The sequence below is a fragment of the Syntrophorhabdaceae bacterium genome (assembly GCA_036504895.1).
In the GTDB taxonomy this organism is placed as follows: domain Bacteria; phylum Desulfobacterota; class Syntrophorhabdia; order Syntrophorhabdales; family Syntrophorhabdaceae; genus PNOM01.
On sequence record DASXUJ010000091.1, the window covers coordinates 1 to 24,445 of the forward strand.

Consider the following 24,445-nt stretch of genomic DNA (forward strand, 5'->3'; position numbering starts at 1 on the left):
CTCACAGACCACGAGAAGGAGGGATATGTCACCATAGGCAGAGCGACTTCTTCACTGATTACCCTATAAAAATCCCCTAAAATCAGGAAACAGAGCCACGGGGAAAGTGATTGCTTCACGGGTTCCGTACTCGATGTACGGAGGAGGACCCCGGCGGTGCATACCGGTTCATATGGAGCTTCCCCGCCATTCCAGTGACCGTAAACTCACCCAAGCCTCGATACTCGTTTCCCTTATCTGCTAGCTATGGTTGTTCTGCTGTTATTGCCGTTGAGTGCCCGCGCGAGGACATCTACCGCCATTGGTGCCGCGACCGCCCCGCCCTTGCCTTTGTTTTCGGCTATGACCGCGATGGCATATTTCGGATTATCGGCGGGGGCAAAGCCGATAAACCAGGAGTGGGCCAATTCATCCCGGCCCGTCTCCGCCGTACCTGTTTTCCCGGCCACGGGCACGACTGTACCGTTTTTGCCCGCCGGTTCGGTGGTAAACCTTCCGTTCTCGTACCAGATCTTCTTCACCTTCTTGCCCGTGCCCTCAGTCATCACCCTTCTCATGAGGTCTTTGGCAATCCTTGCCGTCTCCCGGTTCATCACCCTGTCATTCATTACCACCGGCTCTCCGGCAGCCATCATAACCTCCCCTCTCCCGCTCCTTATCTCCCGCACCACGTAAGGATTGAGGAGCTTTCCCCCGTTGGCCGCCGCTGCCGCCACCATCGCCATCTGGAGCGGCGTCGCGGTGACCTGGTTCTGCCCTATGGCGCATTGGGCGACGATCCCCTTGTTCCTGCGGAAGTCCTGCCTGGAGAAGGTTACGAGCTTCATCTCTCCGTTCCTGTTTTCATACCGCGAATAGGCGAGGCTCCTCATGGCGTAGTAGCCGTGGCCCTCTATCTGGGGCACGAGATTTATGGGCTCCATGAAGCCGAGCTTTACCGCATAATGGTAGACTCCCGGTCCCATGAGCACCCCCAACTCACTGAAGAAGGGGTTGCACGATTGGATGAAGCCCTTCTCCAGGCCCACCGCTCCATGGCCGTGCTCTTTGTATTCATCGGCGATATTATAGGCATTTCTCCTGCCCGTGCAGAGCACGCTGAATCCGTGCCTATGGTCTCCCATGCCTGCCGAATCGAGCCAGGCGAGCATGACCACCGTCTTAAACGTCGAGCCGAGGGGGTAGAGCACCGAGAACGCCCTATTCTCATAGAGCTTTTCTTCCCCGTCCCTCACTACTTTCTCCCAGACACGCCGGTCTTTCGCGTTGGGATCATAGGAAGGGGCGCTCACCGCGGCGAGCACTTCACCCGATCTCACGTCCATCACGACGATCGCACCCTTTGCGCCGGTCATGCGGTCATACCCGTACTTCTGAAGGTCGCTGTCCAGGGTAAGGGTAATATCGTCCCCTACTATGATGCGTTTGAGAGGATTGTCAGTTTCATGAAAGACGGGGTCGTGGGCACGGCCCGACAGGTAGCCGTCCATCTCCTTTTCAAGGTTTCGCGTGCCATAGACGGGATTGAAGTGGCCGATGACAGGGGAAAACTCTCGCCCCCGCAGGTACTCCCTTTCCATTGTCGAGAATTTTTCGTTACCCGTGGTCCTGGCAAGGGGAATGCCGTTCCTGTCGAAGAAGCCGCCGCGCCATATGATCTCTTCCTTCTTGGGGTTTGCCTTTGCGCAGAACTGCCTGTTAAATGCCACCTGCCCCCGTGCGCTGTAGATGGCCCCCGAATCGACGGCCTGCCTCACTTTTTCCACCGTGACCCGGCTCAGACCCTTCTGTCCGAGGATTTCATCATTAATGCCCACAAGCCTGCCGTGTACCGTGAACGCCCCCGCATTCCCGAGACCAGCCACCAATTCGACGAACCTTTTGTCGATATATTGCGAGGTGGCATATTTCTTTTGATTGATCGCCATCCTGTCGATGAGGAGATGGCCGAGGAAAAATCCGCACGCTACAAGGGCAATGGCCACAATCCTGAGCCTCCAGCTCATCTTTCCTCTCCCGAAATTTTGATTCCTATACCCGCCATGATAAAGGAGACTACAATCGAGCTGCCGCCGTAGCTGCAAAAAGGCAGGGTGATGCCGGTCAAGGGTATGCCGTTCAGGTTGCCTGCGAGGATGATGAAGGATTGGAGGGCGATCATAAGGGCAATGGCGATGACGAGTATTCTCTTATATATGTTATGGTTCGTGAGAGACGCCTTGAAGAGCCTCATGAGCAAAACCGCGTATGCGGCCATGAGGGAGAGGCCTCCCAGGAGGCCCATTTCCTCACAAATGGCGGCAAAATTGAAATCGGACTGGACTTCCGGAATGCGGTGGGCAAGACCGAAACCTATGCCGTTTCCGAAAATGCCCCCTGTGGAGATGGACCAGAGTACGGTGGTCATTGCCTCCCCCCTGCCGAAGGGATCGAGGAACATGTCGATCCTCGTTTTCAGCACCTGGGGGAAATTGAGGGTATAGCAGAGCCAAGCGATAAGGGCGAGGCTGGAGGCTGCAAGAAGGGTGATATAGACCTTATTCCCCGCGAGGTGGAGCATAATGAAACAGACGGCGAAGAGGAGGACTGCTCCTCCGTAATCGCCTTGCAGGATAGTGGGACCGAAGGCGAGAAGGGAGACGGCGGCGAAGGGGATGGTATAGCCGCACCATGTGAGGAATTTGCCTTTCCCGTGAAAGGTGATGCCCTTGCCTTCATTATAGAGGTAACCGGCGACAAAGAAGAGGACGAGGAGCTTCACAAGCTCCACGGGCTGAAAACCGAAAAGCCAGAGCTTCTTTCCGTTTATGGTCGCGCCGAAAAGCCATGTACCCAGAAAAAGTATGGTTGAGGCACCTATCCAGATATACCTCCTCCCCGAAATCCAGGCGAAGAACCTTTTATTGAAGAGCCGGATGGTGAGGAGAAAGGCAAGCATGCCCACGCACAGATTGACGAGGTGACCCATCCCCAGTTGAGCGAGGGTGCGCACGTTATCCGTAACCCGTGCGGCGTGGCCGGCTGCCGAAAGATGACGCAGGGCATCGCCCCGGAGGACCGCGAGGTCCGGGGCGAGACGGAGTATCATGATAAAGCCTATGCCCGAAATAAATGCGAGGACCGGAAGGATATAGGGGTCCCCTTCAGGCACGGCGCTTCTCAGGTAAAAGTGGGCGAGCAGAAAAAGGCCTGCGAATAACGCAAAGGCGATGCCGTTCGGAAAAGGGGCAAGTACATAAGGTCCCAGGTCTGTCATCTTTCCCGAGGCGGAGCCGGCGAGGAGGGGGAAGGCCTTCCTCAGGAGGTGCTGGTGAAGGAGGAAGAACCCTATTCCCAAAGAGGTGAGGACCAGGAACAGATACTTCAGCTCCATCGTTCGTTTCTTCATGCCGCCTAAGGCCGCTATATCTTCCATATATTGTTAGACGACGTGAAAGGGCAAAGTTCTGAATGAAATGACCTGCAAGGAAGAATTTATTTAAATTTGGTGAGAACCCATCAGCGCTAGGGACTGCCCCTGACAGGACCGCGCTCATAGGCCATCTGTGAAGCCGCGGCAAAATCGGCGTCGGCTTCCATCTGCTTTCCCAGCCTCGAATAGCACGCGCCCCGCCACCTGTAGTCGATATTATTCGGCCTGATCCTCAAGGCCTGGGTGAAGTCGTTTACCGCCATGTAGTAATTGTTCAGCTTGAAGTAAGTAACTCCGCGCCAGTGATAGTAAAGATCGTTCTGCTCTATCCTGATGGCGCTCGTGAAGTCGGAGAGGGCTTTCGTGTAGTTATTCAGCTTGTAATTGGATACTCCGCGCCAGTAGAAGCTCAACTCGTGCCCCGGGTCTATCTCTATGGCCCTCGAGAAATCACCCGATGCCTGGAGAAAATGCTTGCCCTTCACGAACTGCAGGCCCTTCCTGTAGTAGAGGTCCGCCGTTGAGCCGGAGGGGACTGCGACCCTTCCCTCCTCCACCGCTCTCGGCTTATGCGGCTCCATGGCCCCTCTTTCCCGGGATGCCTGTACCGGCTTTTTCTCGGGCTCAGGCTGCGTTCCGGGCTCTTCCGCGATAACCGTCGCGCCGGTTCGGTCGGGTTTTGAGGCCGGGCTTGCGTCCGGAATAGTGGCGAGCTTCAATTGCTTCTGCCATCTCTTCATCTTCGCCGGAAGGTCTTCTTTTGCCTGCGCTTTCGGCGCCGCAGGTTTCGTCTCAGGGGTGCGGGCCTGGCGCGCCCTCTCCCCGTCCTCTTTCTCTTTCTTCGCCTCTTTCTCTTTGCGCGCTTCGGCCTCTTTCATTGCCTCTTCTTCCCTGACCGTCTCTTCCCGCGCCTGTCGCTCTTTTTCTGCCTGCTCCTGTGCATCGATCGCTGCGATATTCCCGGGTGTCGCCCCGCCTTCCTGCCGGTTATGGAATCCCAGGAAGGCGGCAACAACTCCTGCAAGCACGATTAATGCAGCGAGGGCCATTATGGCGACCCTGGAGCTTTTTTTAACTGCCCCTCCCGCCGCAATCGATCCCGGAAACCTTCCGGTCCTGCCGCCTGCCTGAAGGCGGACACCTTCCTTCCTTGCCTCCGTCAGGATATCGTCGGAAAGGGCCAACACATCCTGATAGCGCTGCTCCGGCTTCGGGGCCACGGCTTTTTTATATATGGCGTCCATCTCTTTCGGGACCGCCCCGTTGACTTCGCTCGGGCAAAAGGGCCCCGCCGTATTATCGAGGGTGAGGAGCTCGTAGAGCACCACTCCCGTGGAATACACATCCGTCCTCTGGTCCACGTCGCTCCTGCCTTCCCTCAGCTCGGGCGACATATAGGGTGAGACCCCGATGGCGGTGCTGATTCCGGAACTGGTTCCGGGGCCTATTATCTTGGCGATGCCGAAATCGGCTAGTTTGATCGATGACGTGGCTTCGTCGGTGAGGAGGATATTCTCCGGCTTCACGTCGCGGTGGAGAATTTTCTCCTCCTGGCGGTGACCGTAGGAAAGAGCGGCGGTGAGCTGTGAGATGATCCGGTATGTTTCCCATAGGGTGAAAGGCTTCCCGGTCTTCTTCCTCTCCACGAGGAGGTCCCTGAGGCTCCTTCCTTCGATCCATTCCATGAGGATGTAGTACCAGACGTTACCGGTTCCATCCTGCCATTCGTCGTCGTGATAGACCCTTACGATGTTCGGGTGATGGAGGAGATCTCTCGAGACGGCCGCCTCGTGACGGAACCTCTCCACCCCCTGACAGGAGTCGAGGAGCTTCGGCTGCATGAGCTTGAGGGCCACTTCGCGATGGCGTTCATGGCGGGTATCCCTGCATTTATACACCATGCCCATGCCGCCCATCTTGCCTTCCGATAAGATTTCATAGCGGGAATGAATGAGCGTGCCGATCGGGAATAAACCCTTAAACCCCTGGTCATCCTTTATGGAAGTGACGGTCATAGTGCTTCTTTAATGATATCATAAAGTTCTTTCCTTGTGGAGCATAAATCTGCGCTTCATTCCGGAGAATATGCGCGAAATCGGTCCTTGCGCCTCCACGACAATGAGGGAGACGTTATCGGGGGCGCCCCTTCGAAGGGCTTCCCTCATGAGAATCGTGCACTTCTCTTCGGGGCTGGTCTTTCCGGCAAGCACCCCCCCGACCTCGTCGGCGCCCATTACGCGAAAAAGGCCGTCGGAGCAGATGAGGTAGACGTCGCCGTCCTCTACTGCGTGGGACGCGATGTCGGGGGCCGCCGATTTCGAAGAGCCCAGGGCCCTGGTCAGGACATGGCTCAGTCTATGGTTTTCCACCTTTTCCGGAGGGATAAGACCTGCTTTTCCAAGGTTATGCGCCTCCGTGTGGTCTTCGGTGAGCTTCTCCATCCGTTTTTTTCTTACCCGGTAGATCCTGCTGTCACCGATATGGGCGATGTAAAGCTTGCCGTTCGAGAAATGGGCAATAGAAAGGGTCGTGCCCATGGTTTCGCCGCGGGAATATTCATATATCTCCCGATTGGCGGTATGTATCGCCTCTTTGATCATGCCCATCAACGGCTCGTCATGCTTCAAAGATTCGGTATCATAGGAGGCGATGTTCCGCTGCATTATATAGGCGACCGTCGACACCGCCTTCCTGCTCGCCACTCCGCCCCCGACATGGCCCCCCATGCCGTCGGCCACCATATAGAGCATGGTTTTATGATCGAGGACAATGCAATCCTCATTGATCTGCCTGCCCACGCCCCTGTCGGTCATGCCGAAAGCATCCACGGTCAGGCCTTCTCCACGCATAGGGAATAGTTGAAAAGGCCCACCTCGTCGCCCGGTGCGACCTCGAATTCCCGGAGCCCCCTCTCCCGGTTCTTCGTTGCACTGTATTCGGACAGGGTGCGAAAGGAAAGACCCTTATCCGCGACGAACTCACCCGCCATGAGGGGTATTCCCCTGCCTTCGAGGATAATGTCGCATTCCCGTCCCCTGCCGATTCGGTACCTTCCTGTCTTGAGTGGAATTTTTCTGAAGAGCACCCCATCCCTCCGCACGCTGAGAAAAAGGTCCTCCCTCTTCGGACGCCTCGACCTGCGCAGGGAGCCCGCGAGGAGCATAAGGGCCACAATGCCCAAAGAGGAGGAGAAGATGAGGTTGAGGATCATTATCTCTTTGGGGGACACGTCATGCCACCCTGAGGAGCGTCCTTCCCACCCTTATGATATCGCCCCTGTTGAGAGAGGCCTCCGCGATCTCGATATCGTTGAGAAAAGTCTTGTTCTTTCCCCCAAGGTCCCGGATCCTGGCCGTCTGACCGGCAACCACTACTTTAAAGTGTTTACGGGAGATGTACTCTTCCGGGTCCTTAAGGAGTATGTCCGCGTCCCTCGCCCTTCCAAAGACGTATTCCCCCTCCTTGAGGGCGAGCCTGACGCCTTTGTCCGTTCCCTCGATCACCTCCAAATTCATGAGCGGCGCATCGAGGCACCTTGTGATCCCTTCTTCCCTTACCCGCGTCTGTCTCTCTTCCAGAACCTTCGTATTGGTCTTTCCCGATATCTCCGGGATCGGCTCCTTATCTTTCGGCTCCATGGGTCTCCTGGGGACCAGGGTAGGTTTCGGGGAATCAGCGATGCCCGGGGCCTTGAAAGGGGCCGGGGCCGCAGAATTATTCACTTCGAGAAATGAAGATTTGATGACGAGCTGGTTCCGGAGGAGGCTTTCATCTTTGCGTATATCGATAAAGAGGGAGGGTGAAAGGATGGTGTACCCTTTCTTTTTGATCCTGTCGAGAACCTTGTGTTTGAGCTGCTCCCCTGCGTGGGCGAGGAAAGGCGAGATATCCTCATAGTCGAAGGGGTTCAGGTATAGGGTATACCGGTTGGGCACCAGGTATTTTCGGTCGAAACCACCCATTTTCCTCTCTTCCATGCTTCCGAGCAGCCTGTCCAGTATGTCCCGCGGCTGAAGGTCCTTCGACTTCTTTCCGAACAGACGATCTATCCGGGCCCTGATCAAATTCATAATTTTCATGATATCCTCCTCCTCTTACATGGGGTGCGGTCTCTATCATATAAGACGAAGGAGAAAGGGGATTTTCTTGAAGGGATAGAAAAAGGGCCGGAGAATCCGGCCCGCGGACGTGGAAAGGCGACTATTTTTCTTTATCGCCGCCTTCAGGTGTGCCTTTCTTCTTTTTAGGTTTAGTGAGATCTTTAGGGATTGCCGCTGCCCGCAGCTTCACAGAGCGGCTCTCCTCTTCGGGCAGCCCCTCTCTTTTTTCGGGCCTGCGAAAGGGGGTCACTTTCTTTTCCCCTCCTTCGGCCCCTTTGGTATTCCCGATCCCGAGCATCTCCTCTATCCTCGGCGGCAGATGCCTCACATCCCGTGGGTCGAAGGATTTCATATGTTCCTCCAGGCTCTCGATCAATCTCTTGCCTTCCCGGTAACGGGGCAGTACTTTCCGGTACACTGATAAGCTGTCGACCGCGTCTCTGCATTCCCCGCATGCCTCTATATGGGCCACCGCCTCCTCGCTTGCCTTTCCCTCCAGATACAGCAAAAGGTCTTTATCATTGCAGTTCATGACTCTCTCCTTTACATGGATTCACTGAGGCCCTTGAGTTCCCCGAACTCGGCGAGCCTCTTCAAACAATTCATGATATTCCCGTAAATAGTCTTCGAGTTCTTCTTGAGCACCCCGGCCATCTCCTCAAATGTCCCGTATACCCCATCCAGATATTGCAGGTATGCGTCGATGAGCCCCCTGCATTTATCGGGAAGCTTAGCCACGGCGCTTCGCACCCTCCATGCCGTATCCAACATGGCGACTATTTCGACCATATTCTTTTCGTCCGCAATCCCGATTTGGTCGTCTATAGAGACCATGGTAGCCTCGGGATGACTTCTCCTGTAGTGGTTGGTGATCTCGTTCCGGAGCACCCAGAGGGAGTACCCTTTTATATCCCTTATCTCTTCTATATCATCTCTCCTGATCCTCTTGATGAGGGCGGCCACCGCCTCAGCGGAGATGTCCTCCACCTCTTCGTCGGAGAGCCTCCATTCCTTCCATCTGCACATTTTGAGGAATTTATTGTACATGTAAGTCCATGCACCCCGGTTATTCGTTTTCAGCTCCCCATAGAGCGATTCGTGCGTCATGGATTCATAAGGATCGCTGCTCATCCGTCCCGATGATTGCGGTATTCGTGCCATATTGCCCCCTCGTCACAGTATCCGTCTATCCGCCGGAATGATCTCTCCTATCTTCTTCTTCGCCCACTTCTCCATATCGGATTGGATAAGGTCGTAGCTCAGGCATTGCTCGAGGAGCGCCCCATCCATATCTTCTTTTTTCAAATTCCGGAGCAAGCCCTTTACCCTTTCCCATCCGTGAAAAGGGCTCACCACCAGGCATTCCACCATGCACGCCGCCTCCGCATACGCGATTCTCCTTTGCTCCTCGTCATCGAGGATACGGTCATCAGGATTTTCAAGCCCCCTCAGAGGCAAGAGAGACCCTGTTTCCAAAGCATCGTGCAGGGACTCCAGGTACCCGTCGGGAAGCTCCTGGGAAAGAAAAACGCTTAAGCCCTCATCGAGCCAGAAGGGACAGCGCCCTCCGGTGATCTCGTGCACGGCGCAATGAATGATCTCATGGGTAAGGTAAATGAAGAGAGATTTGGCCTCCTCTTCATCGTCCTCCTCGGAGACTATGGTGATCTCGCCGTCGAAATAACCCGCCGCCCATGACGCGTAGGGATTCCGCCGGCCTCCGTCCCGGAGCACTTCAGCCCCGGACCTGTAGATGTTCACCCTGATATCGTCGAGGGTGTAGCCGAGTTTCTCTCCGATGATTTTCTGGGTCCTCTTTATGGTCCTCAGGAGATTGATCACGTCCAATTTCTCATGCTTCAGGTGGAACGTGACGGTGATTCCCCTCTGTGTCAGGCGGACGAGGTCGTCTTCGCCGATATAGGTCGACCTGTTATCCTGCCGGACTATGGATTCCACTTTCCGGTAAATCCGTTCCTCTTCATCCATATTGCCTCACCTGAAAGAGTGTACCATTTTGACGGCAACCCCTTACCCTTATCGGAATAGAGCCTGCCGCACCTCGCCAACATTCTTCCACCGCTTCTCCCTTTCCTTCTCCATGCACCTGGCGAGTACCCCTCTTACCCGTTCCGTAAGTCTTGCGAGGGCCCCATCATCGATCCCGTTGCCGCTCGTTCTGCCCCCAAGGATCTCGGAGAAGACGACCCCAATCGAGTAGATGTCGTCCCGCTCGTCCACATCATTGAAATCGGCCTTCTGCTGGGGAGACGAATAGGCGCCGTTATATCCCCGGAATCCGGGAGGGGCGACAAAACCCCCTCTTCTGTCGAGGGCAAGCCCGAAATCGATGAGCTTGACCGCCGGAACCGTCCCTTTCCCCATGATAATGTTTTTCGGATTGATGTCCCGGTGAATTACCCCTTCTTCGTGCACATATTCAAGGGCGCCCAGTATCTTAAGCCCCGTATCTTCGAACCATCCGGAATCGCTCACGGCAATGCCTGCCCATTCGATCAACGGGGTGCTTTCCACATATTCCATGACTATGAAATATTCCCCGTCCGCCTCACCATAATCGAAGGCCCTGATTACGTGGGGATGGGAAAGCCTTTCCGAAAGAAGCCTTCCTTCATTGAGAAAAAGGGCGGTGAGAGTCTGCCTGGCGGCATAACGGGAGAGCCGGTCCAGCATCAGATATTTGAAGGCCACTTCCATTCCGTCGGAACGCCTCGTGCCTTTTAAAATCCTCCCCATTCCCCCCTTGCCGATTTCTCTATCCGAAACCATATATTTCTCATCAAACGCGCCCGGTTGTTTTTTAGCCTTATCATAGAGGCCCTTCAGGCGCGCGATCTCTTCATAGAGCGCAGCCTCTTCCCGGGGCAAGAGTTTTTTGTCATACGGGGCGGCAGGGTCCTCATCGAGAAGCCTCCTGAAGCCGAGCTTGTGTATCACCCTGGAGAGGGCGTTATGCACTGCCGGGTCTTTCTCTTTGCGTCTAAGCTTCCTGATCTCCGGCTCGTCCAGTGCCGTGCCTCGATCTATGAGACCAAGGAGATGGACGGCAGCGTGCCTTCGAAGGGTGGAATCATTATTTGTCCTGATGATCTCGAGGCAACCCCCGGGGGTCGTGGAGACCTCCTTTTCAGGGGTCAGGACCTTCGTTTCAGCCTCTCCGTCGCCTGCGGTCTTTTGTCTCATCCCGTCCCCGGCCATTTTCACGTCCCGTCTCCACCTGAGCAGGACCGATTCTCCTTAACGGCCATCCGGATCCGGCGGAACAACGGGCACACCCATGGCGCGCCGCATCTCCATTTCCCGCTCTTTTTCCCGGAGCCTGATCTCGCATCGCTCCTTTTCTTTATAAAGCTCGTTCTCCGCCGCATCTCTTTCTTTTCTCTTCTTCAGCTCCACGAGGCCATCCATGATCTTGAGGGAGCTTTCCTCCTTGCGCTCGTTCATCTCTATGTGGGCGAGGGTTCTCGTCTTCTCCAGAACCAGCTCGTTTTCAAGGCGAATACCCGCGAGCCTTGCCTCCACGTCGATTAATGCCAGCCGGGCTTCCCCGACATCCCGGTCGATCCCTATCTTTCCAAGGAGCTTCCTCCGCTCATAATCGAGCTCCTGTTCGAGCTCGAGCTTCCGGACGATCCATTCCCTTTTTACCCTATGGTCAATGCGACGGTCTTCGAGGGCGGCCTTTATGTCTTCGAGTTCCTGGCTCTTGAGCAGCCGCGCCTTCTCTTCTTCCAGGAGGTATTCCTCCACCTGCTCGTCCGTGGCTGACAAATCGCCGAGGAGATCGAGGGTCTTCCGCCTCACCGCGATCCTTTTCTCCAGGTCTCCCGCCTCCGCGTCATCTCTTTCGTTACCGATGAAAAGCTGCTCCCGCGCCTCGACTACCTGATTAAATTTCCTGAGGTCGTATTCCACTGATTTAAGCTCGGCAAGATAAAGCCCGCTCTCCTGGAGGGTCGTTTTGAGCCCGTGCTCCAGCATCACTTCAAGACTTTTCTTCCATTGCGGTGCCGCGCCATCCTTCTCGAGCTCCTTAATCGATTTCGTGCCGAAGAGATCGGAGAAGGCATTCTGCATGGGCCCCTTCAGGAATGCGTGCACGTCTCCCACCCGGCACGTCCCGTTGCCTTTCGTCACAATATCGAGAAATAAAGGTGCTTTATCTATGCGCATGAGAACCTCGGCGGTCACATCGATGAGCACGGGGTCGGCGGTCCTTATGCCTTTCAGCCGGAAATCGAGCTCTACCGCACCCTTTCTCACTATGGCGAGAAAGGCAGGCCCTTGTGTCTTGCCAAGCCTTTCGGCGATCCATTGAGAGGGGTAATTTCCCGGCCCCATTACGGCGAGATAAGCGCCTCCTGAGACGAGAAATGCCTCTTCTCCCGGGTTGACAAGGATTCCGCCGGCAATACCGGACAGGGGGTCAGGGATGACGAGCCGCGTCACCAGCGGCTCGGTTGAAGAAGAAAACAGCGCGGGGGACGCTGCCGTCAGATTATGCTCCCCGCGAAGGGGATTTCGGCAATTGCTGCAGAACCATGCCTCGGCGTCTACCCTGACCGCGCATTGGGGGCATCGGCGGGGCCCCTCTTTCATGCCTGTGCATTCCGGGCAGACCTCCACACCCTCTGCCCGGTAATGACCTTCGGGACACCTGATAAACCGCCTCATCCGTATCTCCTGTCCTGTGTTCTCATCTCATCCCTTCATCACAGGGAGGAAGCCCTTCCGTACGCCAGCCCCCCTTCCACTTCCCCTATGCCCGCTCTCAATATTCCGATTTCCCGGTTCACTTCGTCTCCGTGGGGCGTCAGGGCCATGAGGCGTATCTTCCGCGAAAGGCTTTCGAGGTCCACGAGTCTCCAGAGCACGTCCCGGTCGATCCGCGGCTCCCGGGAAAATGGGGCGCCGACCGCATTGGTGAGGCCGTATATACCGTGTACCACCGATCGTTTCATCTGCATGAGGTTGCGCTCGATATCCTTAAGTTCCACGGCGTCCGCCGTATTTCCCGTCTCTACGAGCCTCGATTTCGCCTCCGATACATTTCCCATGATCTTATCTATCTCAGCCACCATGCCCTCCTTGTGATCGGCCCTCTCCCCGACACCCGCTGTTCCTGGGAACTTTTTTTTTCGTCGTGCCCTGGCGGAAACAAAAAGAAGGGCCGCAAGAAGAAAAGCCAGCGTCCCTGATCCTCCAATCACATATTTTCTGAGAGGCGACACGGCAGAAGCTTCGAAATCCCTCGCCAGGAGGACTTCGCCCCTTTCCACGTCCACGAGCCTTACGTTGGCCTTGAGATCATATGACATAAAGCCGCTCTTCAGGCGATATACGTCGCCCATGAGGAGCCCCTGCACGCCGGCGAGCCTGCCGTGCCTGATCCTCGTTCCCTCGTCCATGATATCTTTGAGCTGCAGTCCCTGTTCGGCAAGGATTCTGTCGAAATCGACCCTTTCCATGACCCTGGAGCCGTTGCGCTCATTGATTGCCGAAATGACCGCATTCTTTACGAGGTTGTTCTCATCCCCTTTAAAATCGAGAACCGCAACCCGGCTCATCTTCTTGCCCCCCGGGACAGCCTGCGCCACATCATTCCGGAGGACCCTTATCGCCTCCGTCTGAAGGCTTGACCCGAGGCAGGGGGAAGAGAACAGGAGCCCTGCCGCGATTATCATAATCAACCCTGAAATTAGATCTCTTCTCATTTCAGCACCTTTTGAGGCTTCCCCGTGCCACCTTCGGAGTGCCTCTTCCTGAATTTAGATAATAAGAAAAAAAGAGTGCAAAGACAATGAAATACGTATTCGATAGGCACTTCGACGCCATATAGGCCGTCATCTCTTCTGTTCCTTGAAAGAAAGGGATTTCGCAGCTTTGGAGGCAAGCAGGGCGGAGGCCTTTTTCAAAGCATCCAGGTTCGCCGAAGAATCGTTACTTCCAAAGCCTTTTATCTCATTTGCCGCAAAACTCGATGGTTCTCCTTTTGCCCCGGTGAGTTTTACGGCCCCGTCGGCCCTCGAGGAGTAGATATCGCCCGTGCGCTCGCTGAAACGGGCGCTCGCGCTTCCTTCCATAATGAATTTCGCGAGGAGATAGAGGCAAAGGGGTCGCGCCGCAGTCCTGTCGCCGGAACGGAATGAGGCGACGAGGCTCTTCGAGCGCTCGTCATTAAGCTTTGTAAGGTCGACCTTGTTATATCCTCTTTTTCGCGCGGCGGAAGAAAAGGCATTATCCACCACATAACCCTTCGATGCCGTCCCATCGGCGGGCCCGGTGAAGATGATGACCCGTCGAGGCAGCTTTCCGAGAATCGCCTCCTCTACTAAATCTTCCCTCACATAGGCGGCCATGACGACTTCCCGGCCCCCGGACCCCGACCCCTCATCCGAGACTATCCGCTTCCCCTCCAGTATCTCCTCTCTTCGTTCCATCAGTGTTTTTGCAAGAAATACTTTTTCTTTATCAAAAACCAGGGGATGTACCATCGGTCTCACCGCCTCAAGAAGCACGCTCTTTTCCGCCTCAGCCATTGCCGCCCCTCGAGACTCCCCGATCCGGGCCCTGAAAAGGGTCTCCCCCCGGCCCGCCGTCCGGTCCATTCCACCCTCAGCCTGTACAGCCGACCAGCCGAACACGGGGAGGAGAAAGATTCCCGCCAGTATCGCCCTGAGCACCGCTCCCCGGAACCCGGTCCCTTCTCTCATGTGCCACGTCCTTATATGGGGTCTGTTATGCCGGAGCCTCAAAGACTGCTGCGCCCGCTGAGGCGGCAACTTCCGGCTATATTGAGAAGACGGACTTCGTTGCCGCTTTTCTTGAATTTTAAGATTTAGGAGAGTTTAAAATCTTCCTGCCGTGGAGGCAGGATGTTCTATTTCAACTACGTTTACGGCTTTCCCCCACTACGGGCGTTCTCTCCGGCCCGTCTTCTTTACGGGGACCCCCGATTCACAAGGCACCCCTGTCTGGCAGAGGCCGCACACATTGGTTTCGAGGCCGTAATGACTCTTCGCGTGATCCATACACTCTCCGTCAACATGGGATCTGCACTTTTCTTTATTGTGGCCTTCTTTGGTGATTGCCCCGACAGGGCAGCGCGGAATGCAGAGCCCGCACGAGCCGCCTGCGAAGAAAAGGCAATAGGCGGTATGGCTCTCGTAAGGTCTCTTTGTACGGGGAAGGGCAATCTCGGCCACGATGGAACCGCACCTCATTGCCTTGCCCACAGGCGTGATGAGCCCATCGCAAAGCCCGAAAGTACCGAGTCCGGCCGCGTACGCCGCATGGCGCTCCGACCAGGTAGAAGCATACCCATATTTCTCCGACCGTTCTTCGGACCAATGAGAGGGGGCAACCGGCGCCATGGCACGATAACCTGCCCTGCCCAGCGCCTCGACAACGTGCTTCTGGAGCCTGGCGCCCACCTGCATACCGAATTTCTTCCCCCTGGCCCAGCGCTCCGAAGGATAGGTACCTTCTTTCCGGTTATCGAGCCTGGTCTTCTTTATATGGGGGAGTATCCAGCTTATCACGGTAAGGTCTTCCGCCTTCACTTCCGATTCCGGATATACCTTTTTAAACGCTTCCAGGGGCGTGAGGTAGAAGGGACCGATGTCTTTCTTCATCTCTTCAAAGAGTGGATCCTCTCCCCCGGCAAACCCCACGAGGGCGGAGGCAAAAGCCGGATCCTTGTCCGCATTGGCGAGGCTATTTTCGGGCGACCGAAGAAAATCCTCGATCAGTCCCTGAATCCACGTTGCATTGTCCTCCGGTACAGTCTCCATGCGCCCGCCTCTCCGCAAAAATTCCCCTTCATAAGAAAGGGTTCAAAATACTAGTCTCGGGAATATAAGCTTGTCAAGCAGCGAACAAAAAGAGAGGGTGGGGTCGCTCGGCTTCACAGAGGCTCCTGCGCGCTGGAGGGTCTATTTCGGCTTTCGCTGAAGAGGCCCGGAGTGAGGATTCCTTTCACTCCGATCTCGGATAATCCCTTCACCTACTCGCTGCCTGGGCTACCCACCCTTATTCCAAGTAAAGCACGTGATTTTATTTTGTCAAGTAACTTGATTATGCAGGCACCATTGGCGGTCTATCCTATTCCCCCACCTCTATCCCTACCTCTACGTCCCCCACTCTAATCGTACCCTTTTCCATCACCTTGCATTTCACGCCGGGCTCCAGTCTTGATCCATTGAGAAACGTGCCTTCGGGTGAATTAAGGTCTTCTATCATATAGAGGCCGTCCCGGCAGAGGATTTTCATGTGGACGTCCGCTATCCCATCGCCCTTTATCACGATACCGTTCGTCCTTTCCGCACCCAGAGTAATTTCCCTGATAAGCATGACATACTCATCACTTATGCCGGTGTTGCCCGATTTCAGTGTGATCGCATCGGGGGGACCCATTCCATTCACATCGAAGAAGGCCACTGAGGTCTCGCCGGTCGCGGTTTTAGATCCGGCCTTTTCTCCGGGCCCACCGCCGTTAGGTCCGGGGCTCCTGAGGAAGCGGCAGAAAAGGCCGACACTCTTCCCAAGATTTATTATGGCGCCGTCCTGAAGAGGATAATCTTTCCGAGAAGCAATTTGGATATCTCCCCCATTGAGGAAAGTCCCGTTCCTGCTGCCTTTGCCGTCCGTGCCCACGTCCCTGATAACGACTTCTCCGCCGGGGGTCACTTTTATGACCGCATGTTTCGAGCTGACATACTCGTAGAGAGGAAAGGCAATATCGTTGGAGTGATCCTTGCCCAAGGTGATCATTGACTTTGAAAAAAGAAAAACCTTTCCCGGCCCTCTTTCGCGGGGGGCGTGGAGTATACAGGAGGTATATTGTGCAGCGTCTCCCTTTTCGAGTCCGGCGTCCTCGTGCTTCAAGGCCGCCATAAGTTCGCTGATCCTTTCTATATAGTGGAGAGACTCCTCGTGGGCGGGCTCTTCCTGCCTCACGTGACGAAATCGCTCGTGTGCCCGGGCCAATAGGTCAAGGGCTTTTCCGGCATCCTCGTCTTCATGTCCGGAATTGTGCCCCGGAGCTTCGACCAGCCCCGATCCCTCATGAAAAAGCCTTTTCCCCTCCCCCATCATGCAATCGATATAATTCCGCTTTCGAAGTTTTTTGGTCCTTTCCTCATTGCAGACGGCGTCGAGTTTTACCATCTCCGAGTCTTCCCGCCTGAGCGCCCGCCGGTCAATCGCCTTTGTCGTTCCGAGCGAAACTTCGCCTGCGCTTATGATATCCCCTATATGGAAGGTGGTGGGACCTTTTTCTTCCTTCCCTTCCCCCTCGACATGAAAAATAAAATCTTCCGATTCAAAAACCGATGGAAGCCCTTCACGGTCATGGCACGTGATCGTGAGTCTCCCGATGTGCCTCCCGGGAGTATCGGGTTTGAAGTAAAAGTAGAGAGACGTGTTTTTTCTGACGTAGGGAAGGCTCTCCCGCTCGATCACAAGTCCGAGACTGAGGAGCCTTACGGTAGCTGAAACCTCTTTCAACTCCGCCCCGGGTATGAGACTGATCTCGAGGGCATTGCTCTGTCCCTCCTTGTAAAGTTCATCCTTCCAATATATTTCAAAGGCCGCCCTTGCCTCAATAATCGCGGCGCCCCTCACCATATCCCGGGGGATTGCCCGCTGCCCGAAGGCATGAGGCCCGCCTCCCGCGGCGGTTCCCGCATTTTGAGGTAAAGGCGCATTACACAAAGGACAGAATCTATAGAGATATTGAAAACCGGTCAGATCTTTTCCGCACGAAGGACAATCCATTCCCGCTCCTCAAGGGTTCCTCTTTTGATGGTGATTATAGCACAGGCCATCTCTCATGTGTCTTCTTTCCTTGGAAGAATTGGCTGTCTTCGCCTCCATCTCCTTTCAGCGACGGGACTTGCGGGCTTATCGCGATCTCCGGGCGAAGGACGCGCCGACCTGAAGGTGAAATTTACATCCCCGAGCGAAACGCGGTCACCTTCCGACAAGACGGTTTTTCGTATCCGTCTGAGGTTCACCCTGGTACCATTCGTACTCGCAAGGTCCTCAAGGGTGACTTTCCCGTATTCGACCCGCACCCTCGCATGCCTCTCGGAAACAGTGTCATCAGTGAGCTTTATCGCGCAATCCGATCCTCTCCCCACAAGCATACTCCTCTCTTCCAGCGGGAACGCAATGCCGGCGCCCTCCTGCTCCAAACGGGCGGCCGGGCCGGCTTCTCCCCCTTCCGCCGCAGCCGCCCTCTCCTCACCGCCCCCCATATCAGGCCCCGGGACGGCGTCTTCATCGGCCGGGACTATTTCCTCCACCTTCCTGTAGCTCAATTGAACAAGAAAGGTTCTGCCCTGGGTCTGCCCTCTCTCGAACTGTACAGTCGCCGGCCCGTCCTTTTCGTATCCTTTATCGAGGATCCAGGTATCGAGTGATTCGCCGAGCATCCGGCCCATATTATTGAGGAGGTCCCCATATTCCTCGAAGGCATTGTCGTCGATCACTACCGTATACGTATAGGGAATGAAATTCCTCCCTATGAAGTTCTGCTTGCTCTTTTCTATGGCCCGCCTCAAGCCGAGCTCGATCTCCACCGGGTCAAGGTACACCGCTTTTTTCATAGGTCCCCCGTGTAAGCTGCCTTTCTCCATGCTTTATAGACGGTACTTTTCCTTATTTTTCTCGATTTCCACAAAAAGATTATTGAAGATCCGGCGGCTCCTCTTGTAGATGCCCGGCGACTCCGACTCCCGTGGCCCGGCTATGTTGAGAGTACCCGGCCGGGAGGCACGAAGCCATGCCATTATCGTGTGGATGATGACGCGGTCCTCCCTTCCCTCCATATCTACGACAATGTGCGGACGCCCATGCTTTTTCGCGCATTCCACGGTGAAAACCGTGCCTCCCGTGGGCCTGCCGGCGGTCAAAATGAGTGTGGCATCGGCGTCGACGACATTCTTTTCGGTCCTGATCGGATAGCTGTCAGTGGAAAGCTCCTTAAGCTCCGTATATTTCGCGTCGATGGGCCCGTCCTCCGCTTTCCTGCCTTCCGGAATGGATCCCCCGCACTCGATACCAGAATCCATGGCTGCGTCGAGAGCCGCCCTGTCAACCCCTGTTTGACCGCCCGAGATGATCTTCATTATTCCCCATGATAAATATAATCCAACCTCCGGGCAAGAGAGATATCAACAAAATTGCGTTCGGTCCTCATGGAAAAAATAATATAAATCACGGGAGCAAATAAGATTCGGACCTCTCTCCGTGTTATATTAATCGTAACCAAAGAGGAGAAGGCCATGAGCTTTTATGAAGAGATCGCTGATTTTTATGACCTCATATTTCCCTTAAACAGGGCTCAGATAGGTTTCGTGAAGGCATCCGTGGAGCCTCCGTACAATGAGAAAAGGATTCTCGACATAGGCTGCGGCACCGGAGACCTTGCCCTGGCTCTGGCGGAGGAAGGTTTCATGATAGAGGGCATCGATTCCGATGCGGAAATGCTCCGCAGAGCCCGTTCCAAAATCCGGCAGGGAAGTCTCGTCGCCTTTGCCCATAAGGACATGAGGGAGGTCTCATCCTTATCCTGCCCCGCAACATTTGACGCAGTCCTCTGTTTCGGCAATACCCTCGTTCATCTCGACAGCTCTCGGGATATAGAGGATTTTTTCGGGCAGACAAAAACCGTTCTGAAAGAAAATGCTCCTTTCCTCTTTCAGATACTCAACTATGACCACATACTCGACCACGACATCCGGGAACTCCCCCTCATAGAAGATGAAGAGATAAAATTCGAGCGCCGGTACGAATTTAAAGGTTCGGAAAACCGGATTGCCTTCAGGACCTTGCTCACCGTCAAGAAAAGGGGAAAGAAGATTGCCAACGAGATCCTCCTCTACCCCATAAGAAGGCAAGAGCTCGAGGAAGGATTGAGGAAACAGGGATTCACCGACATCGTCTTTTACGGTGATTTTGAAAAAGGAGAATTGAAGACCCAAAGCCTTCCTCTCGTAGGGGAGGCAAGGTGAGGTCCCGATAGCCTGAGCAATTCAAATATGTGTAATTGCTGTTTTTCCATCATGTAAGACCGGGCGCTACGATTTAGGGAACTGATGTGGTATACTATATAATCGTCCTCATGTGCCGGACATTCGGCCTTGAGAGATAATTTCTTAATTGAAACGACCGGGACGACGATAATAAGAAAGAGATAGTGTGAATCCACTTTTGGGGGAGTTATGAAGATAATCACGAACCATATGACACCCAATGCGACCCGTAACGCGGCGCGGGATCAAAAAGCCGAGACAGGCAAGTTCGATACCCTGCTGCGCGAGGCAGTTGAGGAAAGGAAGGCCTCCGCGGGCTCACCCGCTCAGGGTCCTTCCTCAGTCGGAAGCGTGATGTCCCTCGATACGGCAATGCTGCTCAATCTGGATACTTCCACGATCGTCGACGGCGCCGAGCGGTTGGTGGGCACCCTGGAAGAGTTTCAGGCAAAGCTGGCAAATGCAGATGTCCCCCTCGAAGAGCTTTCTCCGATCATCGAAAAAATGGATCATGAGAAGGAGCTTCTTTTACCGTCACTCGAGATGCTCCCCCGCACGGACCCCCTGAGACACGTGCTCAATAACGTCCTCGTAGCATGCACGGTGGAGACCGAGAAGTTTAAGAGAGGGGATTACCTCTAACGGGAGCCTCCTGTCCAGGATAACATCCTGATAAGACTGTCATAACGTCTTCTCGGAGACGGCTTCGGCCGTCTCTTTTATTTTCACCGCCTTGGGGTTTTTCCATTTTATGGCCATGGTCCTGTAGGGCAGCCGGAATGGGTTCACTGTCAGGCTTTCCGGGCAATCCATGGAATTCGACATGGCGAGGTCACTCCATCTCCCCCTGAACTTTCTATGGTGCTGCGCATTCGTAGATGAACCGGGTAACCAGATATCCGGATGAGGATCCATACAAGAGTTGCGCAATGGCCTATTTGCGCGCTAATATATCTCCGAATGGCTGAATTGAGATGATGGAATGCAGTACGGTAAGGTTATTGGTATTGTAGCCGGTGTATCATGGCTTTGGAAGGACAGTCCCCTTGAAACGAAAAGGAAAGAGAAGTTAATTTAATGGCCGGCGGATCGCGATTAATTGAACCTGTTTACATGGTGGTGCTTACGGGCGGACCATGCAGCGGTAAGACCTCATCGATGGCTTACCTCACGGAACGGCTGTCGGATTATGGGTATATGGTCTTTATAATCCCTGAAACAGCGACCCTCATCACGAACAACGGGATCGACAGGCGCAAAATGGACAGACCCAGGCAGGTCATCATGTATGAAGAAGCGATCCTGGATATGCAGCTTGCGTTCGAAGAAACTTATCTTAGAGCTGTAGCACGGATTTTTCCGGAACGGAAGAAGGTCTTGCTTCTCGATCGGGGCGTAATGGACATCAAAGCGTTTATGCCTTCGGAAGAATTCGATCAAATGCTACGGCGAAAGGGCCTCAACGAGATGACCCTGCGGGATCGCTACCACGGTATCGTGCATCTGGTAACAGCAGCCGATGGAGCCAGGGAATATTACACCGGAGAGAACAACCGCGCACGGCTCGAAACGGCCGAAGAAGCAGCCCTTATCGATGAAAGAATCAAGGAAAGCTGGCTTGGCCATCCGCGTTTGAAGATAATCGACAGCAGGGCCGACTTTGAAAGCAAGATAAGGCAAGCGTTTTCGGCAATCTCACAAATATTGGGAATGCCTGAGTCAATGGAGACAAGAGAGAAGTACCTCCTTGAACAGGTAAATTACGGGGATCTCCCGACACATCAGATTATCGAGATAGAACAGGTTTATCTGCGCTCCCAGGATGCGGATGAGATAGTGAGGATCAAGAAAAGAAGCCAGGGTTTTTCCCTTTTGTACTTTCTCGGCAGGACAAAAAAATCGGGCACGAGCATCGAGGAAGAGGAGCTGATAACGGAACAGCAGTATATGAATCTGATGAAGCTTGCCAAAGCAGGTACGGAACCTTTGATAAAAGACCGCATTTCTTTTTTATGGCATGGCCAACGCTTCGAGCTGGACCGATATAAAGGCAGGCACGAAGGCTTGCTGTTGTTGAACGTCGAACGGTTTCGAAGCACCGGGCAGGAATCAGGAACAGAATTGCCGCCCTTTATCACAATCAAGCAGAAAATAACTAACTTCGCTCGCTACACCGATAGGAATCTGTCCTTGAAAATGAGGAAGACCCATTGAGTGAGCACTCGCCTCCGGCGTAAAGGCGCCAAACGTTTACCACAGTCCAGGCCTTACATTAAGACGTCCTTTTCTGGTAAACTAAAGACTTGATCTTCTCAGGCTTAAAATAAAAGGCCCTTCCCGGGCGACGCAAAGGAACTCTATCGTGAAGAGGTTCTCACATAATTTCGGTATATGCCAATGGGGAAAGGCGGTTTCCCGCGTTACCGCCTTTCTCGCAATTGCTTTTCTTATAGGGGCTCCTGTTGCAGCGGGGGCCGGCGATTGTTCTTGTGCCGGACCGGAGAAGGGGTCCCAAATTTCCCGACCTCCTTTCCTTAATGTGGTCCGGGAGAAGCTCGCTACCGTCCTCCATGGGATTGACAAAGATTTGAGCCTCACTGCGAGTAAACTTTCCGGGAAGGGGATCTCGGGGCCCAAAGCGCGCATTGCTCTCCGGGGTCTCTGCGAAAGAAACAGCTTCGCGGTTGACTGCGCCTTTGTGGATCGGGCAGGCAGGATGAAAATGGTCGAGCCCCAGGCGTACGGGAAATTCGAAGGAGCGGACATAAGCGGACAGGAACAGGTGAAGCGTCTTCACCACAGCGGAAAACCGGTAATGAGTGATGTTTTTCTTTCCCTGGAAGGGTTCGAGGCAGTGGACCTGGAGCATCCGGTCTTTTCACCACAGAACATGCTCGTAGGATCTGTAAGTGTTCTCATGAAGCCCGAGGACCTCATGTCGGGTATCCTCTCGGAAGATGCGGGCAAAGAGTCCCCTCTCGAAATATGGGTAATGCAGGTCGACGGGCGGGTCCTCTACAGGGGAAAAAAACTGAAATCGGGATTAGACTTTTTAAGCTCGGTCCCGCTCATGGAATGCATCACCCGCGAGAAGGAGGGTCATGGCTTCTCCGGGCTTTCCGGTAAAGGCTCCGGAAAAGACGTATTCTGGACTACCGTCAGCCTCCACGGCACCGAATGGAGAATCGTGACATTCAGTGCGACGGATTCTTCGGAGCATGTCCGGTGATCGATGCCCTGCCCACTAATGATGTGGATACAAGGAATAGCGCCATTTCAAAGGGGACAGCCGGGCTGCGGTTCTTCCCCCTTTGGCTCGGTGTCGGTTTTCTGTGTGTGGGCCTTGTGATATACCTCTCTCTTATTCCTCTCAGGCCTATCAAGGCGATGGACTTCCCCTTTCATGACAAGGCGGCCCACCTGCTCGCATATGGGGCGACGATGTCGTGGTTCGGACAGATATTCAGAAAAAGAAATGCCGCCTTTTTAATAGCCGCGAGTTTGGTCGCCTTAGGGGTGATCGTAGAGTTCCTTCAGGGGACCACCGTCTACCGAACATTCGAGATCTATGATATGGTCGCAAATGCGGCAGGGATCCTGGCCGGGCTTCTTCTCTCAAGGACGAGGTTCGGAACCCTGCTCGGTACTTTTGAACGCGCCCTGAAAAGGTCAGTGCGATAAACTCTTTTCCCCGCCTCTTTCTCATGGTAGAATTCTGCCGTATTTACTAAAGCCGGAACAGGATGATAAGAAGATGATAAAAACCGTAGTTGCCGCCATTATTATGAAAGACGGGAAGGTCCTGATAGGGAAGAGGAAAGAAGGTTATCCCATGGCCCACAAGTGGGAATTCCCCGGCGGGAAGATGGAGCCGGGCGAGACCCACGAAGCATGCCTCAAGAGGGAACTGAAGGAGGAATTGGGTGTTACTGCGGAGATAGGACCGTTCTTTGCCTCGGGCATGTCGGGAGAGAATTCTCCTCACAAGATAAAGCTTCTCGTATATCGCGCCTCTTTCAGGGCCTATGGTCCCCTCGAACTTAATGAACACGAAGAATTACGGTGGGTTTCTCCTTCCGAGCTCGGTGAATATGATTTCCCCGAGGCGGACCGTCCTGTGGTAAAAAAATTGATAGAGACCACGGAAGGAGCCTATTTGAAGGAAAGTGCACCTCACGAACAGGACCCATCGCCCGATTGCGACGAATCTCAAATTAACGGATGGCAGGTGAGTCGGGCTGCGCGAAACATGCTGATTGACGCAGATGAATCGCCTGATGGCCGTAGTCCTTACATTTTACAGCTTGCCCTCTGGGCGATCCGGACCGGTAAAAGAGAAGTGGAAGACGCTATCCGGGAGACGCTCAATGCCATTCCCGACTGGAGACCTGAGCGGATCATGAACTTCCTCCTCCTCCGGGAGGAACATGAGGAATATGAGCCTGCCGGCTGGAGAGAAACAAAAGGGCCCCTGGATCTCGCAAACCTCATTATCGACGACATGGAGCATAAGATGGCGATTCATTTCCCGTGGTATCGCAGTATCCAGTGATAGGCTCTTGTCCCGTCGCTGTTGCCGGTCCCTTTAAATTACAAGCAGCCGGCCGTGCTCCCGAAGCCAAAGCCTCCGGTCCCTGTAGTCGGAAACCATGGTCTCCAGAAAATCCCAGAATTGCCGCGAATGATTTTTTATTTTAATGTGGGCAAGCTCGTGGAGGATAACGTAATCTATCACGGAATAAGGCGCCATAACGAGCCGCCAGGTCAAGGAGATCCGGTTACTCGCGGAGCAGGATCCGTAACGGGTACGGGCGCTCGTGATGGTGAGACCCTTGGGGATGAGATTGTAGCGGCCGCCATAGCGGGCTAACCGT

Annotated in this window: 25 protein-coding genes; 6 read left to right on the plus strand and 19 right to left on the minus strand. The window is 54.4% G+C overall.

Annotated features, from left to right (window positions below; translation table 11 throughout):
- Nucleotides 1-233: 233 nt before the first annotated feature.
- From VGJ94_13120 to VGJ94_13200, 17 genes are all read right to left on the minus strand, one after another.
- Entirely contained in the window at nt 234-2,006 is a 1,773-nt protein-coding gene (locus VGJ94_13120; GenBank protein ID HEY3277555.1) for a penicillin-binding transpeptidase domain-containing protein, read from the minus strand.
- Entirely contained in the window at nt 2,003-3,388 is a 1,386-nt protein-coding gene (locus VGJ94_13125) for an FtsW/RodA/SpoVE family cell cycle protein (protein ID HEY3277556.1), read from the minus strand. The genes VGJ94_13120 and VGJ94_13125 overlap by 4 nt, the downstream gene beginning before the upstream one ends.
- 116 nt (nt 3,389-3,504) lie before the next feature.
- A complete protein-coding gene (locus VGJ94_13130; protein HEY3277557.1) occupies nt 3,505-5,427 on the minus strand; it encodes a protein kinase in 1,923 nt (640 codons plus the stop codon).
- Between the two features lie 18 nt (nt 5,428-5,445).
- Nucleotides 5,446-6,240 (minus strand): protein phosphatase 2C domain-containing protein, encoded by a 795-nt coding sequence (locus tag VGJ94_13135; GenBank protein HEY3277558.1) that lies wholly within the window; start codon nt 6,238-6,240, stop codon nt 5,446-5,448.
- 2 nt (nt 6,241-6,242) lie between these two features.
- Entirely contained in the window at nt 6,243-6,641 is a 399-nt protein-coding gene (locus tag VGJ94_13140; protein ID HEY3277559.1) for an FHA domain-containing protein, read from the minus strand.
- Nucleotide 6,642: 1 nt separating this feature from the next.
- On the minus strand, nt 6,643-7,491 hold the full coding sequence (locus tag VGJ94_13145; protein HEY3277560.1) for an FhaA domain-containing protein: 849 nt from the start codon (nt 7,489-7,491) through the stop codon (nt 6,643-6,645).
- A gap of 121 nt (nt 7,492-7,612) precedes the next feature.
- Nucleotides 7,613-8,044: a hypothetical protein gene (locus VGJ94_13150; GenBank protein HEY3277561.1), complete on the minus strand. Its 432-nt coding sequence runs from the start codon at nt 8,042-8,044 to the stop codon at nt 7,613-7,615.
- Nucleotides 8,045-8,055: 11 nt separating this feature from the next.
- Nucleotides 8,056-8,673 carry a sigma-70 family RNA polymerase sigma factor gene (locus tag VGJ94_13155; protein ID HEY3277562.1) on the minus strand — a complete coding sequence of 206 codons (618 nt, stop codon included), beginning with the start codon at nt 8,671-8,673 and terminating at the stop codon, nt 8,056-8,058.
- 12 nt (nt 8,674-8,685) lie between these two features.
- Nucleotides 8,686-9,501: a hypothetical protein gene (locus VGJ94_13160; protein ID HEY3277563.1), complete on the minus strand. Its 816-nt coding sequence runs from the start codon at nt 9,499-9,501 to the stop codon at nt 8,686-8,688.
- 48 nt (nt 9,502-9,549) lie between these two features.
- Nucleotides 9,550-10,731 carry a serine/threonine-protein kinase gene (locus tag VGJ94_13165; GenBank protein ID HEY3277564.1) on the minus strand — a complete coding sequence of 394 codons (1,182 nt, stop codon included), beginning with the start codon at nt 10,729-10,731 and terminating at the stop codon, nt 9,550-9,552.
- A gap of 39 nt (nt 10,732-10,770) precedes the next feature.
- Nucleotides 10,771-12,207, minus strand: coding sequence for a hypothetical protein (locus VGJ94_13170; protein ID HEY3277565.1), 1,437 nt, complete (start codon nt 12,205-12,207; stop codon nt 10,771-10,773).
- Between the two features lie 38 nt (nt 12,208-12,245).
- On the minus strand, nt 12,246-13,247 hold the full coding sequence (locus VGJ94_13175; GenBank protein HEY3277566.1) for a CsgG/HfaB family protein: 1,002 nt from the start codon (nt 13,245-13,247) through the stop codon (nt 12,246-12,248).
- A 129-nt stretch (nt 13,248-13,376) separates the two neighbouring features.
- Nucleotides 13,377-14,246 (minus strand): hypothetical protein, encoded by an 870-nt coding sequence (locus VGJ94_13180; GenBank protein ID HEY3277567.1) that lies wholly within the window; start codon nt 14,244-14,246, stop codon nt 13,377-13,379.
- Between the two features lie 198 nt (nt 14,247-14,444).
- Nucleotides 14,445-15,326, minus strand: coding sequence for a hypothetical protein (locus VGJ94_13185; GenBank protein HEY3277568.1), 882 nt, complete (start codon nt 15,324-15,326; stop codon nt 14,445-14,447).
- A 310-nt stretch (nt 15,327-15,636) separates the two neighbouring features.
- Complete coding sequence (locus VGJ94_13190) at nt 15,637-17,310, minus strand: FHA domain-containing protein (GenBank protein HEY3277569.1); 1,674 nt, start codon at nt 17,308-17,310, stop codon at nt 15,637-15,639.
- Between the two features lie 53 nt (nt 17,311-17,363).
- Nucleotides 17,364-18,143 carry an FhaA domain-containing protein gene (locus VGJ94_13195; protein HEY3277570.1) on the minus strand — a complete coding sequence of 260 codons (780 nt, stop codon included), beginning with the start codon at nt 18,141-18,143 and terminating at the stop codon, nt 17,364-17,366.
- A 33-nt stretch (nt 18,144-18,176) separates the two neighbouring features.
- Nucleotides 18,177-18,665 (minus strand): putative molybdenum carrier protein, encoded by a 489-nt coding sequence (locus VGJ94_13200; GenBank protein ID HEY3277571.1) that lies wholly within the window; start codon nt 18,663-18,665, stop codon nt 18,177-18,179.
- 132 nt (nt 18,666-18,797) lie between these two features.
- Here VGJ94_13200 and VGJ94_13205 point away from each other — a divergent pair, with 132 nt between their 5' ends.
- Both VGJ94_13205 and VGJ94_13210 read left to right on the plus strand, forming a co-directional pair.
- Nucleotides 18,798-19,550 carry a methyltransferase domain-containing protein gene (locus VGJ94_13205; GenBank protein ID HEY3277572.1) on the plus strand — a complete coding sequence of 251 codons (753 nt, stop codon included), beginning with the start codon at nt 18,798-18,800 and terminating at the stop codon, nt 19,548-19,550.
- Nucleotides 19,551-19,760: 210 nt separating this feature from the next.
- Entirely contained in the window at nt 19,761-20,213 is a 453-nt protein-coding gene (locus tag VGJ94_13210) for a hypothetical protein (GenBank protein HEY3277573.1), read from the plus strand.
- 39 nt (nt 20,214-20,252) lie between these two features.
- On the opposite strand, the gene VGJ94_13215 is transcribed toward VGJ94_13210, so the two are convergent.
- Complete coding sequence (locus VGJ94_13215; protein HEY3277574.1) at nt 20,253-20,396, minus strand: hypothetical protein; 144 nt, start codon at nt 20,394-20,396, stop codon at nt 20,253-20,255.
- A 252-nt stretch (nt 20,397-20,648) separates the two neighbouring features.
- Between VGJ94_13215 and VGJ94_13220 the strand changes: the two genes are divergently transcribed.
- From VGJ94_13220 to VGJ94_13235, 4 genes are all read left to right on the plus strand, one after another.
- Nucleotides 20,649-21,785 carry an ATP-binding protein gene (locus VGJ94_13220; GenBank protein ID HEY3277575.1) on the plus strand — a complete coding sequence of 379 codons (1,137 nt, stop codon included), beginning with the start codon at nt 20,649-20,651 and terminating at the stop codon, nt 21,783-21,785.
- A 148-nt stretch (nt 21,786-21,933) separates the two neighbouring features.
- Nucleotides 21,934-22,800, plus strand: coding sequence for a hypothetical protein (locus VGJ94_13225; protein ID HEY3277576.1), 867 nt, complete (start codon nt 21,934-21,936; stop codon nt 22,798-22,800).
- Entirely contained in the window at nt 22,797-23,252 is a 456-nt protein-coding gene (locus tag VGJ94_13230) for a VanZ family protein (GenBank protein ID HEY3277577.1), read from the plus strand. Before VGJ94_13225 ends, VGJ94_13230 begins: the two co-directional genes overlap by 4 nt.
- 73 nt (nt 23,253-23,325) lie before the next feature.
- The gene (locus VGJ94_13235; GenBank protein ID HEY3277578.1) at nt 23,326-24,123 is read left to right on the plus strand and encodes a (deoxy)nucleoside triphosphate pyrophosphohydrolase; all 798 of its coding nucleotides are present in this window, start codon (nt 23,326-23,328) and stop codon (nt 24,121-24,123) included.
- A 33-nt stretch (nt 24,124-24,156) separates the two neighbouring features.
- Here VGJ94_13235 and VGJ94_13240 read toward each other — a convergent pair.
- The coding region (locus VGJ94_13240; protein ID HEY3277579.1) for a M48 family metallopeptidase at nt 24,157-24,445 on the minus strand (289 nt) is incomplete at its 5' end.